Origin of the sequence: Silvibacterium acidisoli, from assembly GCA_022870745.1 — a bacterium.
Taxonomy (GTDB): Bacteria; Acidobacteriota; Terriglobia; order Terriglobales; family Acidobacteriaceae; genus Silvibacterium.
The window spans coordinates 326,847-351,088 of the sequence record CP085323.1 but is presented as its reverse complement, the minus strand read 5'-3'; the positions used below and the strand labels follow the sequence as shown (position 1 = coordinate 351,088).

Below are 24,242 nucleotides of genomic sequence, written 5' to 3'. Positions count from 1 at the left end.
CAAATTCACGCAATTGTAACAATTCGATGACCGGCAAATCGAGGAGTTTCGTTCAGGCGATCCATAGCTCACTGACGAGTATCCCGGCCAGCCATCTTTCTGTTTTGATGCGCCGAAAACCGGCCGTGGCAAGTGCCGTGGCGTGGTCTGGAAGCTTGCTCGTACGTAGCCGGGTCAGAAGCCGGAAAGCTAAGTACAGGCAGCAGATGAGCATACGGGCAGGGAGCCGGGCGGCGTTCGAGGGGACGGCAAAGTCGGAGACGACCCAGACGGCATTTTTTAATACGGCCTTGCGCATTTGTTGAGCCAGGGCTTCGACTTCGGCGGTTTCCAGGCAATCGAGGAAAAAGTGGGTGACTACGAGGTCGTATCCGCCGGTGGGAACGAATTTCAGAGCGTCAATGCAGTAGAGGGTTACCCGGTCCTCCGCACCTATCTTCTTCACCCGGGCTGCCAATAAATTGAGCATGGCCTGGCTGCTATCGACGACATCCGCGCGCAGATCGGGGTTTATGGCCAACAGGCGCGAAAGGAAGCGGCCGTCTCCGTCTCCGAAGACGAGTGCGCGGCGAGCATTCCGAAGGTCAGGGAGACGATAGAAGCGGCAGCTTTCGAGGAGGGTGCCGAAGCTCAGGTACTCCATCCAGCGGTAGGGCCGGGCAATGCGGCTGAAGTCGGCTGGCATAGCGTCAGGGAATCAGCAGCAGTAGCAGCGGAGTGAGCAGGGCGGCATCGGCGGCGATGCGCAGCTGCCCGGCAGAGAGATGGCCCCGGTCAAGACCTGCGAGCACGAGTTCCGAGAGAACGCAGGCTGTGTAGAGAGCTGTCATTTGCAGGGAAAGTCCGAAAGAGACGGCGAGGGTTGCGCCGCAGACCGCGAGCATTGCAACAGCACCTGCCGCTGGCTGAAATGCCTGCTGCACCCAGCGGGTGGTCCGGTGAGGGGGCGGCCGATGATTTGTGGAGGTGTCCCTGAGCGACTCCCACTTTTCGATGGCGGCGCAGTTCATCCAGCAGAGCGCAGCGAAGATCGCTACCAGCGGTACAAGCGGCAGGCGGTGGCCGTTAAGGCGAGACCATGCAGGAACTGCCGTGGCCGAGGCGAAGACCAGCCCGACGGCCATTTCCTTGGGGAACCAGCGCTCTATCGCCGGACCGCAAAGGTGAATGAGTCCGAAATAAATCAGCGCCAAAGTGAAGAGGATGAGATCTTCGTGGAAGGCTGCCGGCGTCATGCGCGTGGCGATGAGCCAGATCAGCAGAGCCGCGCCAGACGCGCCCGCGGCGAGGAACGCACGACGGTGGCGAATGTAGAAATAATGACGGTTACGCAGCTTCGTGCCGTGCTTCCGATCGTTTAACCCATCGAGGATACGGTCGCCAATGTAGAGCAGCCATGTGCCGAGAGCCAGCAGCAGCGGAGCGCTCCACGGCAGGTGAACCTTGACGGCGCGAGCCATGCCCCAGGCCCAGAGGGCCGCGACCGTCGGGGCATCGAGCGAGAGAAGATGCCAGAGCCGGACGAGGCCAGTGGCCAGTCCCCGCGTGGGTGCCCGGCTCTCCAGAGCGAGTGGTGTTGGCGCGAAAGCCACGCACCTATTTTAGGCGTTTGGCGCTCCGGGATTCTTTCCGGCTATGGATTTCTAAGCACGTTCACCGCAAAGTCGTGTACCTGGGCATTCTTGGCGACTTTGCGGTGCGCGGTAGAAACAGCAGATTTTTCGATTTGTTCAGAATGGCAAATCGAGGCCAGGATGTGCCTTAGTCGGCGGCTACCTTTGCGGGTCTCTTTGTGGGAGCCTTTTTCGCTGGCCTGGCTTCCGCCACCACCTCAGGCTTGAGGTCGGGTTTTGGCGTGGGGACTTCGATCTTTGGGATGTCGTCGGCTGAGGCCTTGCCTTCGGCAACCTGCATGAAGAAGTCCTGCGAACTGAAGGCGGGCAGTTTACGGCCTGCATCGGTGTCACGCACGCGGTGATAAACGCCTTCGGAATCCGCCAGGCGGGCCTTGACGGTGTCTGCCAGGTAAGCCGCCAGAACTTCGTTCTGGAGGCGGGCGCAGATCTGCGCATCCTTAATCGGGAAGACGACTTCGCAGCGCTCGAAGAGGTTGCGGGGCATCCAGTCGGCGCTGCCGCAGTACATCTCCTCGTTACCGTCGTTGCGGAAGTAAAAGATGCGGCTGTGTTCGAGGAATCGTCCGATAATCGAGCGCACACGGATGTTGTCGCTCAGGCCTTTGAGGCCCGGGCGTAACGCGCAGATACCGCGTACGATGAGATCGATTTCGACACCGGCCTGCGAAGCCGCGTAAAGCGCCTCGATCACCTTGGGCTCAAGCAGGGAGTTCATCTTGGCGATGATCCGCGCCGGCTTGCCGGCCTGCGCGTGCTCGGTTTCGCGGTGGATGAGCCGCATGAAGCTTTCGGCCAGGGTGAGGGGCGCGACCATCAGCGGAGCGTAGTCGTCCGATTCGGAGTGAGCCGTCAGGTAATTGAAGACAGCGTGCATGCTGGCGGTGATCTCGGGGTCCGAGGTCAGCAGGCTCATGTCCGTATAGAAGCGGGCGGTGTTCGGGTTGTAATTACCGGTGCCCAGGTGCGCGTAACGCCTCATGATGCCATCGGGATCGCGGCGGACGAGCAGGGCCAGCTTGCAATGAGTCTTGAGACCGACGATGCCGTGGAAGACCTGCACTCCGGCATCCTCGAGATTGCGCGCCCAGCGGATGTTCGAGGCTTCGTCGAAGCGGGCGGTCAGTTCGACAACCGCGGTGACTTCTTTTGCCTGCGCGGCTTCGACCAGGGCCTGGAAGATAGGCGAATCGGCGCTGGTGCGATAAAGCGTCTGCTTCATCGAGACGACGTTCGGGTCCTGTGCGGCCGACTGGATAAAGCCCACGACGGCATCGTAGGAGTCGTAGGGATGATGCAGCATGATGTCGCGCGAACGCAGTTCCTCGAAGAGGTCTGCTGACTTGCGGCTGATGCGCAGCTCGTGGGGCACGAAGGGCGGAAACTTGAGGTCGGAGCGCGGCACCTCGCCCGCCAGGCTCATCAGCCGGGACAGGTTGACGGGGCCGTCGGTGCGATACACCTGCGACTCGTCCAGCTCGAAATTGGTACGCAGGCGATCGATGATTTCCGGGTCGGCATCGCTCTCGATTTCGAGGCGCACGGCATCGCCCTTGCGCCGATTGTGCAACTCGGAGCGGACGGTCTCGAGAAGATTGCGCGACTCTTCTTCCTGGAAATAGAGGTTGCTGTTGCGGGTAACGCGGAAGGCTGCTTTCGAAAGGATTTCGTAACCGCGATACATGCCGGCGGCGTTCCTTTCGATCAGGTCGTGCAGGAAGATGAAGTCCTGCGTGCCTTCGGTCGAGGGCAGATGTACAAAGCGGGGCAATGCACGCGGAACGGTAAGAACTCCGAGGACAGGTCCGGCCGTTCCCTTGCGCTTGCGGCGCAGCAACAGGGCAAGGCACAGGGCCTTGTTGAGCACGCGGGGAAAGGGATGGGCGGGGTCGATGGTGATCGGCGTGAGCAGGGGATCGACTTCGCGCTGGTAGAACTGGGTGGCTGCCTTACGCGCCTTCTCGTCGAGCTGGTCCCAGCCAAGTACCCGGACATTCTCCTTATATAAGGCTGGCAGCAGTTGCTTGTTCCAGCAGCGATACTGTTCGTCGACGAAGCGGTGAACGTCTTCTGTGAGCACTGCGAGGGTCTGCTCGAGGGTGGTGCCATCGGGCGCCAGCTCTGCGTACCCGTCTTCGATCTTCTGCATGATGCCGGCGAGGCGGATCTCGAAGAATTCGTCGAGGTTGCTCGCGGTGATGGCGAGGAACTTCACTCGCTCGACCAGGGGATTCGTTTCGTCCTGGGCTTCCTCGAGGACACGGCGGTTGAAGCTGAGCCAGGATTCATCCCGGCCAAAGAAGAGCTTTTGCGGCGGTTCCGCGGTCTTCGTCTGGGTCGTCATAGGAATGCTTGGTCCGGGGCATCTTCCGGCGTGCCCTAAAGTTTACATAATGCGTATACAGGAGCCCCATCGCTGAGTGATGAAGATCCCGCGAAAATGCTTTCGGCCGATCCTGAATCGCCGCTGGCGTGCCGGGCTGCTTGACGGCAGGAGATACAATGGCAGGGTAACGGAGGGACAGGCATGACGGAAGATTGCAGCGGAGGCCTTCTAAAAGCGCAGGATGCGGCTGCTGAGTTATATCAGCTTGCAGCTTTGATGCTTGGCAGTGAGAACGAGGCCCTGAACCTGGTGGAGAAGACGGTCGCCGAGGTCGAGATCGACCCCTGCGACGAAAGCGACTCCGCGGTCGATCAGGCGCGGCACCAGCTGGTGAAGGATGCCGTGGCGCTGATGAGCCGGGCAAAGCCGGAGGAGTTCGTGGCGCCGGCCGCATCGGACAGCGCATCGGTTACCTGTCTCGATGACGACGATTTTTCCGCCGCCGGCGTACTGCCCGCGGCGGTCTCGGACCTGATCGGCGGAGCGGGCCGCCAGCAGCTGCGGGTATGGCTCGATAAACTGCCGCTGGCCCAACGTGCGATCTTTGTGCAGCGCGCGATTCTTGGCTGGAACAACAGCGAAACGGCGGAGTCGCTGCCGAAGAACGGTGGATGGTCGGCGTCGCAGGTCAGCGACCTGTTTCGGCAGGCGCTTTGCTCGTTGACGTCTTCGTTGGTGCATTCGAGCGCGCAGGGCGCTACGGTTTAGAACAGTCGGCCGGAACCGGGCGGCCAGCCCGGATTCCGGCTCCTCATCACAAACTGGATACCTTTTCTCAGATTTTTCTACGATTTCCGCTCACTTCTTTTTGAATACTTTCCGCATTCCTGGCATCCAAAACCACGTACCCTAATAAGAACTTTCTGGAAACTATGGTTTCACAAGGGGTGTTGTCCTTCGTGTTTGAGGAAATTCCATGTAACAGGGCTGCCGGCCGGGGCCTGAAGGCGCTGATGCTTGCCTCTCTTGCAGTTAGCCCTGCGGCCTTTGGCCAGTTTGGTGGCACGAGCAGCACAGTTGCGACGCCGCCACCGCCGATCCAGGTCATCCAGCCCCAGATCAACAGCTCGACCTACCAGGGCAGCGAGACGAACGAGAAGGCGACGGACGGGGTTCTGGACCTGACCCTCGACGATGCCATTGCACGCGGCCTCAAGCATAACCTTGGACTGATTCTGACCAGCCAGAGCACGCAGTCCTCGCGCGGTTCGGAGCTGGATCAGCTCCAGTCACTTCTGCCGACGGTGACGGGCAGCCTGAAGGAAGCCGTTTCGCAGACCGATCTGCAGGCACTGGGTCTGCGGGGACAGGGTTTCCCGGCGATCATCGGACCGTATGGCTACACCGACCTGCGCGGCAGTCTGTCGTGGTCGCTGGTGGATATCAGTTCGCTGCGAAACTATCTGGCCTCGAAGCATAACTTCGAGGGTTCGAAGCTTTCGGCCGCGGACGCTCGGGACATGGTCGTGCTGACCGTTGGAAATGCGTATCTGACCTGCATTGCCGACAAGGCTGCGACTGATTATGACCAGGCGCAGGTGGATACCTCCAAGGTCTCACTCGATCAGGCCGTCGATAATCACACGGCCGGAACAGCTCCGCTGCTGGATGAGCTTCGCGCTCGCGTGGATTACCAGACGCAGCAGCAGACCCTGATCTCGGCACAGAATCAGTATGAGAAAGACAAGATTGCCCTGGCCCGGGCGATCGGCCTGCCGCTTGAGCAGAAATTTCAGCTTACCGACCAGGCTCCTTATGCAGCGCTCGATAATCTCGATGCCGATACGGCTGTGAAGCAGGCACTCGACGCGCGCCCGGACCGCAAGGCCCTGCAGGAGCAGGAAAAGGCAGCCGAGCTTTCGCGTAAGGCAGCGACGGCGGAACGCTTCCCGACGGTGAGCTTTTCCGGCGATTACGGCGACATCGGTGTCAACCTTGCGACCTCGCACGGTACAGGCGATGCAACCGGATCACTCGACGTGCCGTTGTTTGAAGAAGCGAAGCTGCGCGGCGATGCAAAAACGGCGCAATCGCAGCTCGACCAGCAGAAGGCAAAGCTGAGTGACAATGCGGGGCAGGTGAGCGCGGATGTGCGGGACAGCATTCTCGATATCCAGGCTGCCGCCAAACAGGTTGAAGTCGCCCACAGCAACGTCGAGCTGGCCAAAGAGGCTTTGAGCGAGGCGCAGCAGCGTTATGCGGCAGGCGTGTCAGACAACCTGGCGGTTTCGCAGGCACTGACTTCGGTCGCGCAGGCTGACAACCAGTACGTAAGCAGTCTTTACCGGCACAACGTCGCCAAGCTCTCTCTGGCGCGCGCTCTTGGAGCGGCTGAGAACAACTATAAGAATTACGTGGGAGGAAAGTAACGGTGGCCGACGAAAAGCCGGATCAGCAACAAAATTCAGGTTCGGATCAGCAACTCGAAAAGCCTAAGTCCAGACGCCGGTTCATCATCATTGGCGTGGTCGCGGTGCTTGTCGTAGGGGCCATCCTTTTCTGGTGGCACTCGACCTTTTACGAGGATACGGACGACGCGCAGGTGGATGGCCATCTCATCCAGGTGAGCGCGCGTATTGCGGGCCATGTGACCAAGGTGAATGTCGATGAGAACCAGTACGTCGACAAGGGAACCGTCCTGGTGGAGATCGACCCCAAGGACTTCCAGACCGCAGTCCAGCAGGATGAAGCCAACCTGCAGGCATCTGAAGCGGCGTACGAGGCTGCGAAGGTTAACGTACCTGTAATCAATATCAATACGGGCACCAATCTGCGCACAGCCGGCGTGGATGTTTCGACGGCGAATGCGCAGGTCGCGCAGTCGGAGAAGCAGCTCGAAGCTGCCCAGGCAGCCGTGGGCCAGGCCGAGGCGAACAATACCAAGGCTCAGCTCGACCTGGAGCGTTATAAGCCCCTGGTTGAGAAGGACGTTATCTCCAAGCAGCAGTTCGATGCGGCTGTTGCGGCGGCGAACGGAAACAAGGCGGCACTTGCGCAGGCACAGGCACAGGTACTGGGTTCGCAGGATGCGGTTCGCGTAGCCAAGGACCGTGTTCTCCAGGCGCAACAGTCTCTCAAGAATGCCCAGACCGCTCCTCAGCAGGTAGCGATCCAGAAGGCGCGTGCCGATCAGGCAGCAGCGCAGGTCGAACAGGCCCGGGCACAGCTTGACCAGGCCCGCCTGAACCTGAGCTACACCAAGATCATCGCTCCGGAAGCCGGCATCATCACCCGCAAGAGTGTTGAAGTAGGCCAGAACGTCAGCATCGGCCAGAACATGATGACGCTCGTTTCGCTCGACGATATCTGGATCACGGCTAACTTTAAGGAAACCCAGCTGGAGCACATGCGCGCAGGCCAGGCGGTCGAAATTTCTGTCGATGCCTACGGCGGACGCAAGTACGACGGCAAGATCACGCAAATCGGTGGCGCGACGGGTTCGGTGCTGAGCCTCTTCCCGCCGGAAAACGCAACCGGTAACTACGTAAAGGTCGTGCAGCGCATTCCGGTGCGTATCGACCTGACCAACCATGACCAAAACCGCGATCATCTGTTGCGGCCGGGTCTTTCGGTCGAGCCGAAGGTGCGAGTCAAGTAACCATTCTGTTCGGCTTCAAAAGGCGCCCGGATCTCCGGGCGCCTTTTTTCGCGCGCAGGCACTTGCGGCTTGCTGAACGGGTGAACTCGCGGAATCCGGCCCGTCCACTTTGCCCGGCGAATCATTTACCGATTTCGAAACATCTGAAATGTAAAGTATTCTGGCTACAATGAACCGATAATCGAGGTCCCGGCGCGATGCCCATCGCGATCAGCTTTTTCCTGAAGTACGGTTACTGGATCCTGTTTTTATGGGTCTTTACAGAGCAGCTTGGAGTGCCGATTCCAAGCGTGCCGCTGCTGATTACCGCAGGCACGCTGACAGCGACGCACAAGCTGAATCTGCCCGTTGTGCTGCTCTCGATTATCTTCGGCAGCCTGGCGGCTGACAGTCTCTGGTACCTGATGGGGAAGCGGTACGGCGGTGGCGTGGTGCGGCTGCTTTGCCGGCTTTCGATGGAGGTGGCCTCCTGCGTCCGCAAGACGGAAGACCACTTTACGAAGCGCGGCGTGTGGGCGCTGGTCCTGGCGAAGTTCATTCCCGGCCTCGGCTCGGTGGCGGCTCCCATTGCCGGGCAAACCGGCATGGACTATCGAACATTTGCGACCTTCGACGTGATTGGCATCCTGATCTGGGCGCTTACCTTTACGCTCGGCGGCCGTTTCTTCGGCGATCTTCTGAAAAAGCACCCGCATGCGCTTTCCTGGGTTGCACACTTCGCCTTCCTGCTCTTCGCCCTGCTGCTGATGGGCTTCCTGCTCTCGCGGTTCCTGCGCCAGCGGGCATTTCTGCGGGAGATCAAGATGGCGAGACTCGAACCCCAGGATTTGAAGGAGATGCTTGACCGGGAGCAGCCGGTCTACATTGTCGATCTAAGGCATCCGCTGGATTATCTGCCCGATCCGCGAACCTTGCCGGGCGCGACGCTGATGACGCCGGATGCGCTGGTTGCACACAGCGACGACATCCCGCGCGATCGCGACGTCGTGCTCTTCTGCACCTGCCCGAGCGAGGCGACGGCAGCCAAGATGGCTCTGACGATCCGCAAAAAGGGTGTTTTCCGCGTGCGTCCACTGCGCGGTGGTTATGACGAGTGGAAGAAGTTAGGGTATCCGCTGGTGCAGATTGCGCCGGCTGAACTGACGCAGGCAAGCTGACAGTTTCATCGATAGGCGCTTTTTAGGTAGCCGTCTTTGTGCTAACTTCCGAAGAGATATTCCCTGGAGCGACCGGACATGGCCTGGACAGAAACTTATTCCTGCGATGTATGCGGCAAGCCGAAGAGCGAAGAAGCTGCGGACTGGTGGCTGGTGTGGAATGACTGGTTATCTCCCAAGCAGGGCGATCCCGATCAACCTCTGCTGAAAGTCACCCGTTGGAATGCGTTTTTATCTCACGACGCGAACGTGAAGCATCTGTGCGGCGCCCGCTGCGCGCAGACGCTGATGGATCGCTGGATGCATGCAAGCAATGAAGATCTGCTGGAGTAGGGAATGAGGTTGGAGTTCTCCCGCTCGACAGACTAAAATAGTACTAAAGTTCTATTCCCCTCATTTGTTTTGTTATGCCCTGTGTCTTCCTCTCACTATTTCTACAGGAGCGAGTTTCGTTTTGAAGAAAGCACTGATTACCGGTATTACCGGCCAGGATGGCGCGTATCTGGCGGAGTTTCTGCTGAAAAAGGGCTACGAGGTTCATGGCATCAAGCGCCGCACTTCGCTCTTTAACACCAACCGCATCGATCACCTTTACGAAGATCCGCACGTTTCGGGTCGGCATTTCATTCTTCACTACGGCGATCTGACGGACTCGACCGTGCTTACCCGCATCGTCCAGAAGACGCAGCCGGACGAGATCTACAACCTCGCCGCACAGAGCCACGTTGCGGTTTCGTTTGAAGAGCCCGAGTACACGGCTAACGCTGACGGCATCGGCACGCTCCGTCTGCTCGAAGCCATCCGCATTCTCGGTCTCGAGAAGAAGACGCGCTTCTACCAGGCTTCTACCTCGGAGCTGTACGGACTGGTGCAGGAAATTCCGCAGAAAGAGACGACGCCGTTCTATCCGCGTTCGCCTTATGCGGTCGCCAAGCTTTACGCCTACTGGATCACGGTGAACTATCGTGAGGCCTACGGTATCTATGGCTGCAATGGCATCCTGTTCAACCACGAGTCTCCGCTGCGCGGCGAAACGTTCGTGACCCGCAAGATCACGCGCGCCCTGGCCCGCATCAAGCTCGGACTGCAGGACACGCTCTACCTCGGCAACATGGACGCCCTGCGCGATTGGGGACATGCCCGCGACTACGTCGAGATGCAGTGGCTGATGCTGCAGCAGGAGACGGCCCGCGATTACGTGATCGCGACCGGCGAGCAGCACAGCGTTCGCGACTTCGTGAACATCGCTGCCAGCTACCTCGACATGAAGCTGCGCTGGGAAGGCTCCGGAGTGGATGAGAAGGCATATGACGAGAAGGGCAACGTAGTCGTCGCTGTCGATCCTCGCTACTTCCGCCCGACCGAAGTGGAGACGCTGCTCGGCGACCCGTCGAAGGCCAAGAATGAGCTCGGCTGGGTTCCGCGCACTTCGTTCCAGGAGCTGGTGCAGGAGATGGTGAAGGAAGACTTTACCGCTGCTGAACGCGATGCCCTGGTCAAGCGCCATGGATTTACCGCTTACAACTACCACGAGTAACCACGCACGGGAATAGACGATGGAAAAGAGCAGCAGGATTTTCATCGCCGGGCATCGTGGCCTGGTGGGCAGTGCGATCCGCAGGGAACTGGAGCGGCAGGGTTACACCAACCTGCTGCTCCGCACCCACGCGGAGCTGGACCTGATGAACGGTCCCGCGGTTGAAGCCTTCTTCGCAGAAGAAAAGCCGGATTACGTCTTCCTGGCTGCGGCGAAGGTTGGCGGCATCCTCGCGAACAATACCTATCCCGCGGACTTCATCCGCGATAACCTCGAGATCCAGACCAACGTGATCGACGCCGCATGGAAGAGCGGTGTCGAGCGGCTGCTCTTTCTCGGCTCGAGCTGCATTTATCCCAAGATGTGCCCGCAGCCGATCAAGGAAGAGTATCTGCTGACCGGTCCGCTTGAGCCGACCAATCGTCCGTATGCGCTGGCGAAGATTGCTGGCATCGAGATGTGCTGGTCGTACAACCGCCAGTACGGCACGAAGTACCTGGCAGCGATGCCGACAAATCTCTATGGACCGGGCGACAACTTTGACCTGAAGAAGTCGCACGTACTGCCTGCGCTGATCCGCAAGGCGGCTGACGCCAAGGCGAACGGGGACAAGTCGATCGTTGTATGGGGCACCGGCACGCCTCGTCGCGAACTGCTGTACAGCGACGATCTCGCGCAGGCCAGCGTCTTCCTGATGAACCTGCCGGAAGAGAAGTACGCAAAGCTGCTCAACGATTCGGAACCGCCGCTGATCAATATCGGCACGGGAGAGGATCTAAGCATCCGCGAACTGGCCGAGGCTGCCTGCAGGGCTGTGGGGTTTGAAGGCTCCCTTGAGTTCGATACCTCGAAGCCCGACGGCACGCCGCAGAAGCTGATGGATGTCGGCCTGATCAACTCTCTAGGATGGAAGGCGCAGACTTCACTCGACGAAGGCATTCGCCTGACTTACGAGTGGGCCAAGGATGCGCTGGTTTTAACTCCCGCCTAAGCTCTTAGACCGCTTGTTACGTTGACCGTTCCCGAAGCAGCTTCCGGCTGCGGGGGCGGTCGACTCTCTGACCACAAGCTGCGGTTCGAATGCGACTTCCGGACGAAAATCCTCTGACTGGTTCAGCCGGTTAACCATGTACTGCGCGGCGAAGCTGCCCATCTCGGCCAGTGGCTGGCGGATGGTTGTCAGCCCGGGTGTCGTATAGGCGGCGGCCTTGATGTCATCGAAGCCGATGACGGAGATATCCTCGGGCACCCGCAGGCCGTGGTCGCGGATGGCGCGGATAGCTCCGATGCCGGTGACATCGTTGAAGCAGACGAGCGCGGTGAATGGCTTTTTCTGCTGCAGCAATTGGCGCACTACCGGATAGCCGAGGTCGGGCGAGCTGACATCTTTGTCGAGCTGAATCGTCAACTCGGGCTGTATCTCGATGCTCAACTCGCGGCAGATCGTCTCAATGCAGCGCCAGCGTTCGTCAGAGTCGGAGCTGAAGGGCTGGCCATGCATGAAAGCGATCCGGCGATGCCCCAGGGAGTGCAGGTGGGTGAGCGTGAGCCGCGCAGCCAGCGAGTGGTCGAGCACGACATTCGTGACGCTATCAATATTCTTGTGGCCTGCTACCGCTACGCAGGGCACCGGGAACGGCTGCTCAATGGCTGTGTCGATGCAGAGAATACCCTCGGCACCTCGTGCAATAAGAAGCTTTCCGTACTCCGCAACCAGATCGGGACGGTGGCGGTGGTGCGCGGTCAGGTAGAAGTAGCCGGCGCCCATCAGGTAATCGCCCATGCCGCTCATGACTTCAGTGTGATAACCGTCGTTGAGCTCGGGGACGAGGATTCCCAGCGTCAGGGTCTTCTGGTTGCGGAAGGAGCGTGCCAGCAGGTTCGGCTGGTAGTTGAACTGTTCCGCGGCCGCCTTGATGCGGCGGCGTGTCTCTTCGGGGATGGAGCGGCCGGGCGTGTCGTTCAGGACGACGGAGATCGTAGAGGGATTGAGTCCCAGGTAGCTGGCAAGCTCTTTCAGACGAACGGGCTTGTCGGGCATCTGCTTCGATGTCGACGCCTTTTTAGGCCTTGAACTGGCTGAACGTGGCAATGTTACTGAACCGCCTCTGGGAAATTAGGTGCCGGGTAGAACTTCCGATTTTCGATCCTTCCGGCTGCATCTAGCTTAAAACACCGGGCAAACCAGCAAAGGGCCGGCCGAAAAGGCCATAGACGGGTCATTGATATGCCGCAGGCGCCGTATTTCACTGCGCTCTGCCCTGTCTGACCGGACTATACCTTCTCCCGGAAACGAAAGGCAAGAGCTTCCGGCGCAAAGGCGCTGTAGACCATCGTTTGTCTCAATTTCAGGGAATTCAAGCGAGTACTTGACAACGATTATTTCGGTGAGATTTAATCGCGGACGGACTGGAGCCTGACTAGCAAAGACAAGCGATTGTCTTTGGGTTATGGCCCACTTCTACACTGGCCGCACTGTAGATCTTACTTAAGTTCGCGAATAAAGTGGCCGGATAACAACTATCTTCAGAAGTTATGAAGAGTAGATAACGAACGAGAGCAAGGCGGATTTTTGGAGGCTGTTTATGACTAGGAGATGGAACTGGATTGCGCTGCTGTTTGCAGCGCTGGTTTCTGCAACCTGCATGGCCCAGAGTACAAACTCTGGCGATATTCGTGGAACTGTCACGGACGCAACGGGTGCAGTAATACCCGACGTTAAAATAACTGTTTTGAACGTCGATACCGGCGTATCGAAGGACTTCACCTCGAACAACGATGGTATCTACGATACCTCTTCCATCGTTGCAGGCAGCTACACGGTCACCTTCACCAAGGAAGGCTTTGACCAGCTGGTCCGTGGCCCGATCACTCTTGATGTCGGCTTTACCACCGTTAACGCCGCGCTGAAGGTTGGCTCTGTCGCAGAAAAGGTCGTGGTGAATACCGACGTGCCTCTGTTGAAGACAGAATCTGGCGAACAGTCCACCACGCTCGAAGCGAAGTCTCTTTCTCAGCTCCCCGAGACGGGACAGGATTGGGAAAACTTCACTATTCTAATTCCGGGTGCAGCAGGCAATGCTTCGTTTAACAACGGTCCGAACCCTGGACAGGTTGCGTCGGTGAATGGCAACCTGCCTTATAACTCGGTTCTGGCCGATGGTGCTTCAACAACATTACCTTCGAGCTCCAATTCCGACGTTTCCATTCTTGAAACTGTTGCCGAACTCCAGGTGAGCACTTCGGCTTTCTCGGCGCAATACGGTATCGGCGGCGTGATCTTCAACCAGATCAGCAAGAGCGGTACGAATAGCTTCCATGGTGCGGCTTACGAGTACTTTCAAAACGATGCGCTGAACGCGAAGAATTACGGTTTCGGCAACGACGTTAGCGTCAACTTTCTGCGCTACAACAACTTCGGCGGATCGATCGGCGGTCCGATCCTGAAGAAGCGCATGTTCTTTTACTTCAACTTCGACAAAATTGACCAGAATGGCGGATCCAACACCGGCTATAAGACGGTCCCGACCGATGCAATGATGGCCGGCGATTTCACCGCTCCTGGGCTGCCGACGCTTTACGATCCGACCTCGCAGACGATTGCGCATGACGCATCCGGTAACGCCTATCCAGTCAGGAAGTCGTTCATTGAAGAGTACGGTTCGAACAAGATTCCGGCGAACATGATTGATCCGGTCGCCGCGAAGATCCAAGCTTTCTATCCGACGGCCACGAACCATCCGTCCACTGGTCACTTCGTTCCGGGCACGGTTGTCGACGGCATTGTCACGAATAACTATTACTACAACATTCCCGCGCCGAATCCTTTTACCAAGTACTTCGGCCGTCTCGACTGGGATATCTCGACCAACAACCGACTCACCCTCTCTGATACGCAGCGCGATAATCCGAACCGCGGGCTGGACATTTATGCCTGCCCGATCGATTGCCAGGCGCAGGACGTAGATAGCAACAACGCTCAGATCTCCGATGTGTGGAACATCAGTTCGCAAACGATCAACGAAGCGCGTTTCGGTTTCACCACACAGTTGAACTTCTACGGCTCACAGACACTTGGCAAGGGATACCCCGCTGAGTTGGGCCTGCAGTTTGCGAAAGCCGATGCCTTCCCGACGGTTAACATCAATGGCGCGAACAGCTGCTGCTATGCGCTCGGGCCGGGCACGAACGCCGTCTACAAGGAATTCGCATTTGACCCTTCAGACGTGGTTACGATGATCCGCGGTCGCCACATTCTCCACTTCGGTGGCGAGTTGCTGGCATACCGCGATAACACGACGGCATGGGGCAACATCAACGCCGCAACGGTCAACTATTCGGGTGTTTACACGCAGAACTGGAGCCAGTCGTGCCCGACCTGCGCGTTCCAGCCTGATGCAACAACCGGTGTAGCATACGGCGACTTCCTGCTGGGGCAGACCCAGTCGTGGAGCGCACAGGTGCAGCCGGAATACGGCGCCCGCCTGAAGAGCCCGCAATTCTTCGTGCAGGACGATATCAAACTGAAGCCAAACCTCACACTGAACGTCGGTCTTCGCTACCAGATTCAGCATGGCTGGAACGAAGTGAAGAACAACATCAGCGTTTTCGACCCCGAAGTGACCAATCCTGCGACTGGCACTGCGGGCGCGATCTGGTATGCGGCAACACATGCTCACGGACGCACTTCTCTACAGGCTCCTATCTACGATACTTTCCTGCCTCGTGCCGGATTCTCATATTCGCCGCAACCCAACACTACGATCCGCGGCGGTGTAGGCCTCTACGCTTATAACTACAGCCTTGACCTCACGGGTACTGGCCTCGGTTCAGCACTTCAATCGCAAGGAAGTGATTCGGACCAGACCAACGGTATTACACCTGTCGTTCTCCTCTCAGGGTCCGGCGCGAACCTTCCTTATGTGGGACCCACGACTGATCCAGCAGCGCAAAACGGTCAGGGCGTGAATTACAACATGTATCACACGCCGCTCGGCAAGAGCCTGCAGTGGAACTTCGCGATCCAACGCCAAGTTGGCAACAGCATGGTGGCAGAACTCGCATATGTTGCCAGCCACGGTTACAATCTCGCCTTCCCGACCGACCTGAACCAGGTTCCTGAGGCGCATCTTGGGCCTGACGACAGCCCCACCTTCCGCCCCTATCCTCAATATCAGGGAATTGGCGGCAGCAATGGTACGATCAACGCCATATCCAACTATCACTCGCTTCAGGTTTCGATCAGCAAGCGCTTGACTCAGGGCTTCAGCATCAACGCGAACTATGTCTGGTCGCACTTCCTCGACGACCAGGATTCTTCGGGTTGGGGCAGCCGTGAAGGTACACAAACCTGGCAGCGTGCGTATGATCCTTCGGCTAATTACGGTGCGTCGAACTTCGACATCCGCAATGCGTTCAAGGCATACGGGCTCTATCAGCTTCCGTTTGGCCAGGGAAGAATGTTCCTGCACAGCAACCGCATGCTGGATGCCGTGGTTGGTGGTTGGCAGCTCTCGGGGACACTGCTGTTGTCTAGTGGCAATCCCTTCACGCCAACTATCTCCAGCACGCAGGATAAGTCCTACTCGCAGTCCGGTGGCAATGGCTACGCCTACTATCCGAATCAGATCGGCAGCCCGACTCTGAAGGGTAAAGGAATAGACAAGTGGTTTAATCCAGCCGCTTATACGTTGCCAGCTAACGGGACCTTCGGCGATATGAGGCGTAATAGCGTCTATGGACCTGGGCTTAACGAAGTGAACCTTTCGGCAGGCAAGACGTTTGCACTGACGGAAGGTATGCAGATGCAGATTCGCGCGGATGCTACTAATGCCTTTAACCATCCGAGCTTCGGATTGCCTAACTCGAGCCTTAGCTGTTCTGGTGTCGGTGATCCCTGCACCTCCGCTGCGAACGTAACCGGCACTACTGTTGGCGGCCGTACGATGCAGCTTGGAGCTCGATTCTCGTTCTAGTTAAGAATTGCAACCCTCCCGGGGGGATGGCGATAATCGCCATCCCCGTTTTTTTGAGCAGTATAGTGAATGCATATGAGGCTTTCGAATCTATTGCTGGTCCTGTTCTTTGCCACGGCCAGCGTCGCTCAAAGTGGCACGGACAAGCAACAGCAGGCTCAGCAACTGACGCAGAGCGCGCAACAGCATCTGCGTGAACGGCGACCCGATCTGGCCATTCCTGAGCTGGAGCAACTGGTGGCATTGAATCCTCAGGATGTTGAGGCGCAGGGAAATCTTGGCGTGCTTCTCTTCTTCCAGGGGCAATACGAAAAATCTGTACAGCCGCTACGTGCCGCTGTCTCCATGCAGCCGGGCCTGACGAAGCTGCAGGGACTGTTGGGACTGGCAGAGAAGAACACTGGCGACATCGAGCAAGCGGCGAAGGATATGGAAGCGGCTTATCCGTCGCTGCAGGATGCTAAGTTTAAAACGCAGGTCGGCCTGGCGCTTGTTGAGCTTTATACGGCAACAAGTGATCTAGACAAAGCGGCAGTCGTTCTAGGGCAGTTGCGTCGTGACGATCCGGAGAACAAGGAAGTTTTATACGCTGCCTACCGCACGTATTCCGACCTGACCGGTGAAGCTATTCTTTCGCTGGGGCTGGTCGGTCCTGACTCCGCGCAGATGCATCAGTTGATGGCGCATGAAGAGTCGAAGCGCGGCGATACGAATGGCGCGATCGCACAGTATCGCAAGGCCATTGCGATCGATCCGAAACTGCCAGGCGCGCATTTCGAGCTGGCAGAGTTGCTGAACACCGCGGACGATCAGAAGGTGAAGGCAGAGGCGGCGCAGGAATATAAGGCTGCGCTGGCTGCGAATCCGAATGACGAAAAGTCGGTAAGCCGCCTGGCGCAGCTCGCCGAGCATGATGGCAATCTGCAGCAGGCGTTCGAGTACTACACGAAGGCCGTGGCGTTACAGCCGAACGATCCGGATGCCAACTTCGGTCTCGCCGTGACGTTGATATCGATGAAACAGCAGGACAAGGCTTTGCCGCTGCTGGAGCGGGCTGTGCGGCTCGATCCGACCTATGCGACCGCGCATTACCGCCTGGCCACGTTGTATCGGCAGCGGGGAAGAACGGCGGATGCACAGCGTGAAGTCGAGGAATACAAGAAGTATCGCGACCTGAAGGAAAAACTGCGTGGTGTGTACAAGGAGATGCAGATTCGTCCGGATGAGATTCGCGAGGAAGATGCGAAGTAGCGGATGAACCGGGCCTTGTCCCAATTGCGGCTGGTTTCGTGGCTTGTCGCCATCATCGCGGCTTCTATGCCGGCTTTCGCCCAGCAGGCTCTGCCGAAGCTGGTCGACATCACCGAGTCGACCGGCATTCATTTCGAGCACCTTTCCAGCCCGGAGCAGCGCTACATTGTCGAATCAATGGGCGGCGGCGTGGCGCTGATTGACTACGACCGCGACGGATGGCCGGACATCTACTTCACCAACTCGCAGAGCGTCGAAATGGCGCTTGCTAACAAGAAGGCACGCAGCGCGCTCTTTCATAACAATCACGATGGCACATTCACAGATGTGACTGAGAAAGCGGGAGTGGCCTTCCCCTGCTGGGGGCAGGGTGTTGCCGTCGGCGACTACAACAACGACGGCTGGCCGGATATGCTGGTGACCTGCTTTGGCGGTGTAGTGCTTTATCGCAACAATCACGATGGCACATTTTCGGATGTGACAAAAGCTGCCGGTCTGAGCGGCGATTCGCTCTGGGCTACAGGCGCGGCATTCGGGGACTACGACGGAGATGGGTGGAGCGATCTGTTCGTTTCGCACTACGTGGATCTGCATCTCGACAGCCTGCCGGTCTTCGGTTCGGTGAAGACATGCAAGTATCACGGCATCGATGTGCAATGCGGGCCGCGTGGACTGAAAGGTTCGCCGGACAATCTGTATCGCAACAACGGCAACGGCACTTTTACGGATGTCTCGAAGCAGGCTGGCGTAGACGATCCGCAGCACTTCTTCGGGCTGACGGCGCTTTGGTCGGACTTCAACGATGACGGCCGAATTGATCTGTTTGTCGCAAACGACGGCCAGCCGAATTTTCTCTATCGCAACGATGGCAACGGGAAGTTTACAAATATTGCATACGACTCCGGCATTGCTGTCAGTCAGGACGGCGAGGAGCAGGCGAATATGGGCGTAGCCATCGGCGATTACATGCATACCGGACGTATGTCCGTGCTGATCTCACACTTCGATAATGAGTACGCTGCTCTCTATCGTAACGACGGCAAACTAACCTTTTCCGATACGTCCGACGAATCAGGGGTGGCGAAGGCGACGCATCCTTACGTGGGTTGGGGCGACTGCTTCTTCGATTTCGATAATGATGGGTGGTTGGATTATTTTCTCGTGAACGGTCACGTCTATCCGCAGATCGACAATGCACACATCGATGTGAAATACCGGGAGCCAAAGGTGCTGCTTCTTAACCAGCGGAATGGCAGCTTCAAAGACATCAGCCATGATGTAGGCCCTGCGATCGAGGAGCCGCAGGTCAGCCGCGGTGTCGCGATGGGAGACCTTTTCAATGAAGGCAAGGTCGACCTGGTCATCGAGAACCTGACCGGCCAGCCGATGATTCTGCGCCCTGACGGTGGCGTGCCAAACCATTGGGTGAGCTTTCAGCTTGAGGGAGAGAAGAATAAGCTGGCGCTGAATGCGCGGGTGAAGGTTGTCGCTGGAGACCTCGTGCAATTGGAAGAGGTGAACAGCGGAGGCAGCTACCTTTCGCAGAACGATCTCCGATTGCACTTCGGACTAGGCGCGCATGAGCGGATCGATTCCGCAACCGTGCTGTGGAGCGATGGCAAGACGGAGTCTTTTTCGAATCTGGCCGCAGACAGGTTCTACTCCATTCGCGAAGGCGCGGGCGTCGTGGATGCGAAGACTGCGCAGCATCTCACGAAGTAAGACAAACGTTTGTTCATGCGGCTTGACACCTCTTTGTGCCTACGCGCATAGTGTTTAGCGGGCTAACTGTACCTCTCAAGCTTCACTCTCATCCAAGTTTTTAATAACGATTTCAGGAGCGTCTATGCGTCTCAAATCTCCCGCCTGCCTCGCACTTGCATTCATGGTTCTTTCGCCGGTTTCTCTTCTTGCGCAGTTCAGGCACGATGCCGATCTTTATCTCACGACGGAAGATCGTTCGTCGCTCTTCATGGAGCAGCACTCTGAGCTGAAGTTTGAAAAGAGCAAGGAAAAGGCCATTACCATCGAGGTTGACGATAAGAAGAAATTCCAATCGATCGATGGTTTCGGTTTTGCGTTGACGGGGGGCAGTGCCCAGTTGCTGATGCAGATGAGCGCAGACAGCCGCTCTTCGATTCTGAATGAATTATTCAGCACCGCCAATACGGGTATCGGCGTGAGCTACCTGCGCGTAAGTATTGGTGCGTCGGACATGAACGATCACGTTTACACCTACGACGATATGCCAGCAGGAGAGAAGGACGCAGACCTGAATAAATTCTCGCTGAAGGAAGATCAGGCGGCGGTGATTCCTGTCTTGAAGCAGGTCCTTGCGATTGATCCGAAGATCAAGATTCTCGGTTCGCCCTGGACCGCACCTTCGTGGATGAAGACAAATGAGAAGCCGAAGGGCGGCAGCCTGAAGAAGGAGTACTACGCCAACTACGCGCAGTACTTCGTGAAGTATGTCCAGGGCATGGAAGCCGAAGGCATTCACATCGATGCGGTCACGGTGCAGAATGAGCCGCGGAATCCGAAGAACACGCCAAGCCTGGTGATGACGGCGGAGGAGCAGGCCGACTTCATCAAGAATTTCCTCGGACCTGCTTTTGAAAAGGCGAAGATCAAGACCAAGATCATTCTCTACGACCATAACTGCGATATGCCGGAGTATCCTCTGACGGTATTAAAGGACGCGGATGCGCGAAAGTATGTGGACGGTACCGGCTTCCATCTGTACGAGGGCGAGATTACGGCGATGAGCAAGGTGCACGATGCTTATCCCGATAAGAATCTCTACTTCACGGAGCAGATGGTTGTCGACGGCAAGGACAGCTCTGTATTTCCGGTGGCGCGTGCTGTCTCCCGCATCGTGATTGGCGCGACGCGGAACTGGAGCCGCAATGTGCTGTTGTGGAACCTTGCAGCCGATCCGGATTTTGGCCCGCATACGAATGATGGCGGCTGCCCTATGTGCCAGGGGGCCATCACTATCGACCATAACGACGTCGCGCGCAACTCCGCGTATTACACCGTTGCGCATGCTTCGCGTTTTGTGCGTCCGGGTTCGGTTCGCGTCGCCTCCAACGATCTAGACAACCTGCACAATGTCGCGTTCAAGACTCCAGAGGGAAAGCGTGTGCTGATTGTTGCGAATACGGGCAGCGGGCCGCAGTCTTTCAAGATTCGTTATCACGGCAAAGATATGACGACCTCGCTTGCCGAGGGCGCCGTCGGCACATACGTCTGGTAGCGCCAGTTTTACATTGCATGAAAAGGTGACCTGTGAAAGAACGCTTGTACGTTGTTGCTGCATTGTGCCTTGCCGCTGTTCCTGCTTTCGCCTCTACTTCTTATTACACGCAGAAGCTGGATGATCCAAAAGCGGTTTATGTGACGAAGCAGGAGTTCGGACTGCATGGCGATGGCGTCGCTGACGACAGCGATGCCATCCAGCAGGCAATTGACAAGGTCGAGTCGACGACGCACCAGGGGATTGTTTTTTTGCCCGAAGGCCACTATCGCATCACGAAGACGATTTATGTCTGGCCTGGTATTCGCGTGATTGGCTATGGCGCAACGCGTCCCGTGCTGATGCTGGCCCCGAATACACCGGGCTACCAGAATGACATTGGCTACATGGTTTTCTTCACCGGCAACAGGCATGGTGCACGGCGTGGTATCGCCAACCAGCACGATCCATTTCCGGGAACCGTTCCACCGAACAATCAGATTTCCGATGCGAATCCGGGAACGTTTTATTCCGGCATGAGCAACATCGACTTCGAGATTGGCGAGGGGAATCCCAACGCTGTAGGGATTCGGTTTCGCGTGGCGCAGCACTGCTTCCTTACGCACATGGACTTCCACACCGGTTCGGGACTTGCGGCCTTGCATGATATCGGAAATGAAGCGGAAGACCTGCACTTCTACGGTGGGCGCTACGGCATCATGACGCGCAAGCCTTCGCCGGGATGGCAGTTCACGCTGGTCGACTCAACTTTTGAGGGCCAGCGCGAGGCCGCCATCAAGGAGCACGAAGCGGGGCTGACACTCATTCACGATGAGTTTAGACATGTGCCTGCGGCGGTTACGATTGATCCGACTTACTCTGACGAGCTGTGGATCACTCGTTCGCGTTTTGTAGATATCAGCGGCCCGGCGATTACCATCAGCAACGAGAACAGCCCACGTACCGAGATCAACCTGAAAGACGTGTTCTGTGATCATGTCGCGACCTTCGCTGCATTCCGCGAAAGCGGCAAGACAGTAAAAGGTTTGCCCGGCAGCTACATGGTTAGGGACTTCACGCATGGGCTGACGATGGTCGATAACGAGAATCATGCGGAGGTTAAGACGACCTTCCAGGCCGTTCCCGAAAAAACTGATGCCGCGATGCCGGATGCGATTCGCAATCTGCCTGCGCGCGATACGTGGACGAATCTGCGTGCACTGGGCGCGAAGGGCGATGGCGTGACAGACGATACAGCGGCCATCCAGAAGGCGATTAATGAGCACGCAACGATTTATGTTCCGAGCGGTCGCTACCTGGTGAGCGACACCATTCATCTGAAACCGGATACTGTGATGATTGGCTTGCATCCCAGCACAACGCAGTTCGATCTTGCGGATAGCACTCCGGGCTTTGAAACGCCGGGCGCGCCGCGAGCCGTGGTTGAAGCACCAAGGGGCGGATCGAATATCTTCACCGGCATTGGCATCTATGGCGGCGGCATCAATGGCCGCGCGGTGGGAATTTTGTGGCAGGCCGGGAAGGATTCGTTGATCGACGATGTGAAGTTCCTCGGCGGACACGGCACCTTCGATGCTGAAGGCAAGGGAATCAATCCATATAACAATACGCATACCGCCGATCCGGATTTGAAGAAGCGCTGGGACGGGCAGTATCCCAGCCTGTGGGTGACGAATGGCGGCGGCGGGACATTCGCCGATATCTGGACGGCGGATACGTATGCGCAGGCCGGCATATATGTATCTGACACGGATACAGAAGGGCATGTGTACGAGCTTTCGAGCGAGCATCATGTTCGCAACGAGATGAAGCTGAATCGGGTTTCGAACTGGGAAGTATTCGCACTGCAGACAGAGGAAGAACGCGGCGAAGGCGGCTTCTGCCTGCCGCTCGAAATCGATGGCTCGAAAAACCTGCTCTTTGCGAATTACCACTCGTATCGTGTCGTCAGCACCTATCAGCCGTTTCCGTATGCGATCAAGGTCTCGAACTCTTCGGATATACGGTTGCGCAACATGCATGTCTACAGCGACAGCAAGGCTTCGTTCGATAGCGCTGTCTTCGACCAGACGCATAAGGTCGAGATCCGTGCTCGCGAAGCTGCGGCTGTGACCTTCACTGGAGCGGCATCGTCGCAGTCTGCGTCAACGGCCTCTCCGCTGCTTGCAGAGGGCACGCGTGTGAAGAAGCTTGCGGATGGGTTCTTCAATATCTCGGGTGCGGCGGTCGATCCGAAGGGGCAGCTTTACTTCGTCGATGCGCATTGGCAGAAGATCTACCGCTGGTCGGATGCTCGGCAGGAAGTGGATACGGTACGCGACAATCCGCTCGACCCTGTGAATCTTTTCTTCGACAAGGCTGGAGATTTGTTGGTTACATCCTATGCGGGAGACGGAACCGTCTACTGGTTTCGCCCGGATGCGCCTGCTACCGAGATCAACTTCCTCAAGCCTGAGCCGACGACGGCCCGCACCGGGCAGATCGCTGTTCTGCCCAACGAACATTGGCGCAACGAGAACGACTTTATCGATGCGATGTCGGTTGCGAAGCCATACCAGTATGTATCGCCGGATGGTTCCACCTTTCTGCCTGCGGGCGAGGACTTCGTGAAGGGTGCGCTCTACTACGGCATCAAGATGGCCGATCTGCTTCGCGGATACGGCCTGGCAAAGAATGTTCCGGGGCATCCGTTCTACGTGACCGAGGAGTCGGGGCAGAAGACTTACTCGGCACGCATCGGTGACGATGGATCGCTCACGGACATGAAGCTCTTCGCGGAGCGCGGGGGCGAGAGTGTGGTGCAGGACTCGGCAGGGAACGTCTACCTTGCGGCTGGGCAGGTGTTTGTTTACAGCCCGCAGGGCAAGCTGCTGGAGACGATCCGCGTGCCCGAGCGGCCGATCAATCTTGTATTCGGCGGCAAAGGGGGCCGAACGCTTTACATCCTTTCGCGGCAATCGCTGTACTCGGTCGAGACAAAGAATGCGGGATTGGGCTTGAAGTAGCAGGCCAGTCGCCGGCTTTGTCGAGTAGAATGGTTCCGCTGATTGATTCGAGTGCCTGGAGGAACGGAATTGCGAGCTTTTGCGAAGGCTTCTGGATGGGTTCTGACCGCTGCAATGTTGGGCTGGCTGGTTTCGGGATGCGAGACGAGCAGGACGAAAAAGGGCCATGGTCCGATGACGGCAACCTCGGACATCACTACCACTGGTAAGCAGAATCCGAACATCGTCGGCAGTGGCGAGGGTCAGCCTCCGGTGCCAGGCTCACCGACGGCTGCCGGAGCGGACGGCAAGCAGCCTTACGACGATGCGATGGCTCGCTCCGGACCCGGTGCGGAGCACGGCTCGGCGACTCCGCCCTCGGTGCAGGCGAAGGACAACTTCCAGAAGCAATAACAAAGAGTATCGGAACATGCGGCGGAGGTCTCCGCCGCATTTTCTTTGAG

At 57.7% G+C, this 24,242-nt stretch carries 17 protein-coding genes; 13 read left to right on the top strand and 4 right to left on the bottom strand.

All coding sequences use genetic code 11. The features are described from left to right. Window positions 1-52: 52 nt before the first annotated feature. The 3 genes from LJD29_RS01435 to ppk1 all read right to left on the bottom strand — a co-directional run bounded on the left by LJD29_RS01435 (window position 53) and on the right by ppk1 (window position 3,978). The gene (locus LJD29_RS01435) at window positions 53-685 is read right to left on the bottom strand and encodes a class I SAM-dependent methyltransferase (RefSeq protein ID WP_446743972.1); all 633 of its coding nucleotides are present in this window, start codon (window positions 683-685) and stop codon (window positions 53-55) included. Window positions 686-689: 4 nt separating this feature from the next. After that, window positions 690-1,592 carry a hypothetical protein gene (locus LJD29_RS01430; protein ID WP_446743971.1) on the bottom strand — a complete coding sequence of 301 codons (903 nt, stop codon included), beginning with the start codon at window positions 1,590-1,592 and terminating at the stop codon, window positions 690-692. 169 nt (window positions 1,593-1,761) lie between these two features. Next, window positions 1,762-3,978: a polyphosphate kinase 1 gene (gene ppk1, locus LJD29_RS01425; protein WP_446743970.1), complete on the bottom strand. Its 2,217-nt coding sequence runs from the start codon at window positions 3,976-3,978 to the stop codon at window positions 1,762-1,764. Window positions 3,979-4,161: 183 nt separating this feature from the next. On the opposite strand from ppk1, the gene LJD29_RS01420 reads away from it, so the two are divergent. The 7 genes from LJD29_RS01420 to LJD29_RS01390 all read left to right on the top strand — a co-directional run bounded on the left by LJD29_RS01420 (window position 4,162) and on the right by LJD29_RS01390 (window position 11,303). Further along, window positions 4,162-4,728, top strand: coding sequence for an RNA polymerase sigma factor (locus LJD29_RS01420; protein WP_446743969.1), 567 nt, complete (start codon window positions 4,162-4,164; stop codon window positions 4,726-4,728). Window positions 4,729-4,973: 245 nt separating this feature from the next. Further along, window positions 4,974-6,389: a TolC family protein gene (locus tag LJD29_RS01415; protein WP_446743968.1), complete on the top strand. Its 1,416-nt coding sequence runs from the start codon at window positions 4,974-4,976 to the stop codon at window positions 6,387-6,389. Window positions 6,390-6,391: 2 nt separating this feature from the next. After that, the gene (locus LJD29_RS01410) at window positions 6,392-7,618 is read left to right on the top strand and encodes an HlyD family secretion protein (RefSeq protein ID WP_446743967.1); all 1,227 of its coding nucleotides are present in this window, start codon (window positions 6,392-6,394) and stop codon (window positions 7,616-7,618) included. 197 nt (window positions 7,619-7,815) lie between these two features. After that, a complete protein-coding gene (locus LJD29_RS01405; RefSeq protein WP_446743966.1) occupies window positions 7,816-8,775 on the top strand; it encodes a VTT domain-containing protein in 960 nt (319 codons plus the stop codon). Window positions 8,776-8,853: 78 nt separating this feature from the next. Beyond that, a complete protein-coding gene (locus LJD29_RS01400) occupies window positions 8,854-9,108 on the top strand; it encodes a hypothetical protein (RefSeq protein WP_446743965.1) in 255 nt (84 codons plus the stop codon). A gap of 121 nt (window positions 9,109-9,229) precedes the next feature. After that, on the top strand, window positions 9,230-10,312 hold the full coding sequence (gene gmd / locus LJD29_RS01395) for a GDP-mannose 4,6-dehydratase (protein ID WP_446743964.1): 1,083 nt from the start codon (window positions 9,230-9,232) through the stop codon (window positions 10,310-10,312). A 19-nt stretch (window positions 10,313-10,331) separates the two neighbouring features. Next, window positions 10,332-11,303 carry a GDP-L-fucose synthase family protein gene (locus tag LJD29_RS01390; protein ID WP_446743963.1) on the top strand — a complete coding sequence of 324 codons (972 nt, stop codon included), beginning with the start codon at window positions 10,332-10,334 and terminating at the stop codon, window positions 11,301-11,303. Here the strand turns inward: LJD29_RS01390 and LJD29_RS01385 are convergent. Further along, on the bottom strand, window positions 11,289-12,353 hold the full coding sequence (locus tag LJD29_RS01385) for a LacI family DNA-binding transcriptional regulator (protein ID WP_446743962.1): 1,065 nt from the start codon (window positions 12,351-12,353) through the stop codon (window positions 11,289-11,291). The genes LJD29_RS01390 and LJD29_RS01385 overlap by 15 nt on opposite strands. 544 nt (window positions 12,354-12,897) lie before the next feature. Between LJD29_RS01385 and LJD29_RS01380 the strand changes: the two genes are divergently transcribed. The 6 genes from LJD29_RS01380 (at window position 12,898) to LJD29_RS01355 (ending at window position 24,192) form a co-directional block, all read left to right on the top strand. Further along, entirely contained in the window at window positions 12,898-16,287 is a 3,390-nt protein-coding gene (locus LJD29_RS01380; RefSeq protein ID WP_446743961.1) for an outer membrane beta-barrel protein, read from the top strand. Between the two features lie 69 nt (window positions 16,288-16,356). Next, window positions 16,357-17,538 carry a tetratricopeptide repeat protein gene (locus LJD29_RS01375; protein WP_446743960.1) on the top strand — a complete coding sequence of 394 codons (1,182 nt, stop codon included), beginning with the start codon at window positions 16,357-16,359 and terminating at the stop codon, window positions 17,536-17,538. 3 nt (window positions 17,539-17,541) lie between these two features. Then, complete coding sequence (locus tag LJD29_RS01370) at window positions 17,542-19,260, top strand: CRTAC1 family protein (RefSeq protein WP_446743959.1); 1,719 nt, start codon at window positions 17,542-17,544, stop codon at window positions 19,258-19,260. Window positions 19,261-19,384: 124 nt separating this feature from the next. Then, window positions 19,385-20,794, top strand: a complete 1,410-nt coding sequence (locus LJD29_RS01365) for a glycoside hydrolase family 30 protein (RefSeq protein ID WP_446743958.1) — start codon at window positions 19,385-19,387, stop codon at window positions 20,792-20,794. A 32-nt stretch (window positions 20,795-20,826) separates the two neighbouring features. After that, complete coding sequence (locus LJD29_RS01360; RefSeq protein WP_446743957.1) at window positions 20,827-23,799, top strand: glycosyl hydrolase family 28-related protein; 2,973 nt, start codon at window positions 20,827-20,829, stop codon at window positions 23,797-23,799. A gap of 69 nt (window positions 23,800-23,868) precedes the next feature. After that, on the top strand, window positions 23,869-24,192 hold the full coding sequence (locus LJD29_RS01355; RefSeq protein ID WP_446743956.1) for a hypothetical protein: 324 nt from the start codon (window positions 23,869-23,871) through the stop codon (window positions 24,190-24,192). The last annotated feature ends 50 nt before the right edge of the window (window positions 24,193-24,242 follow it).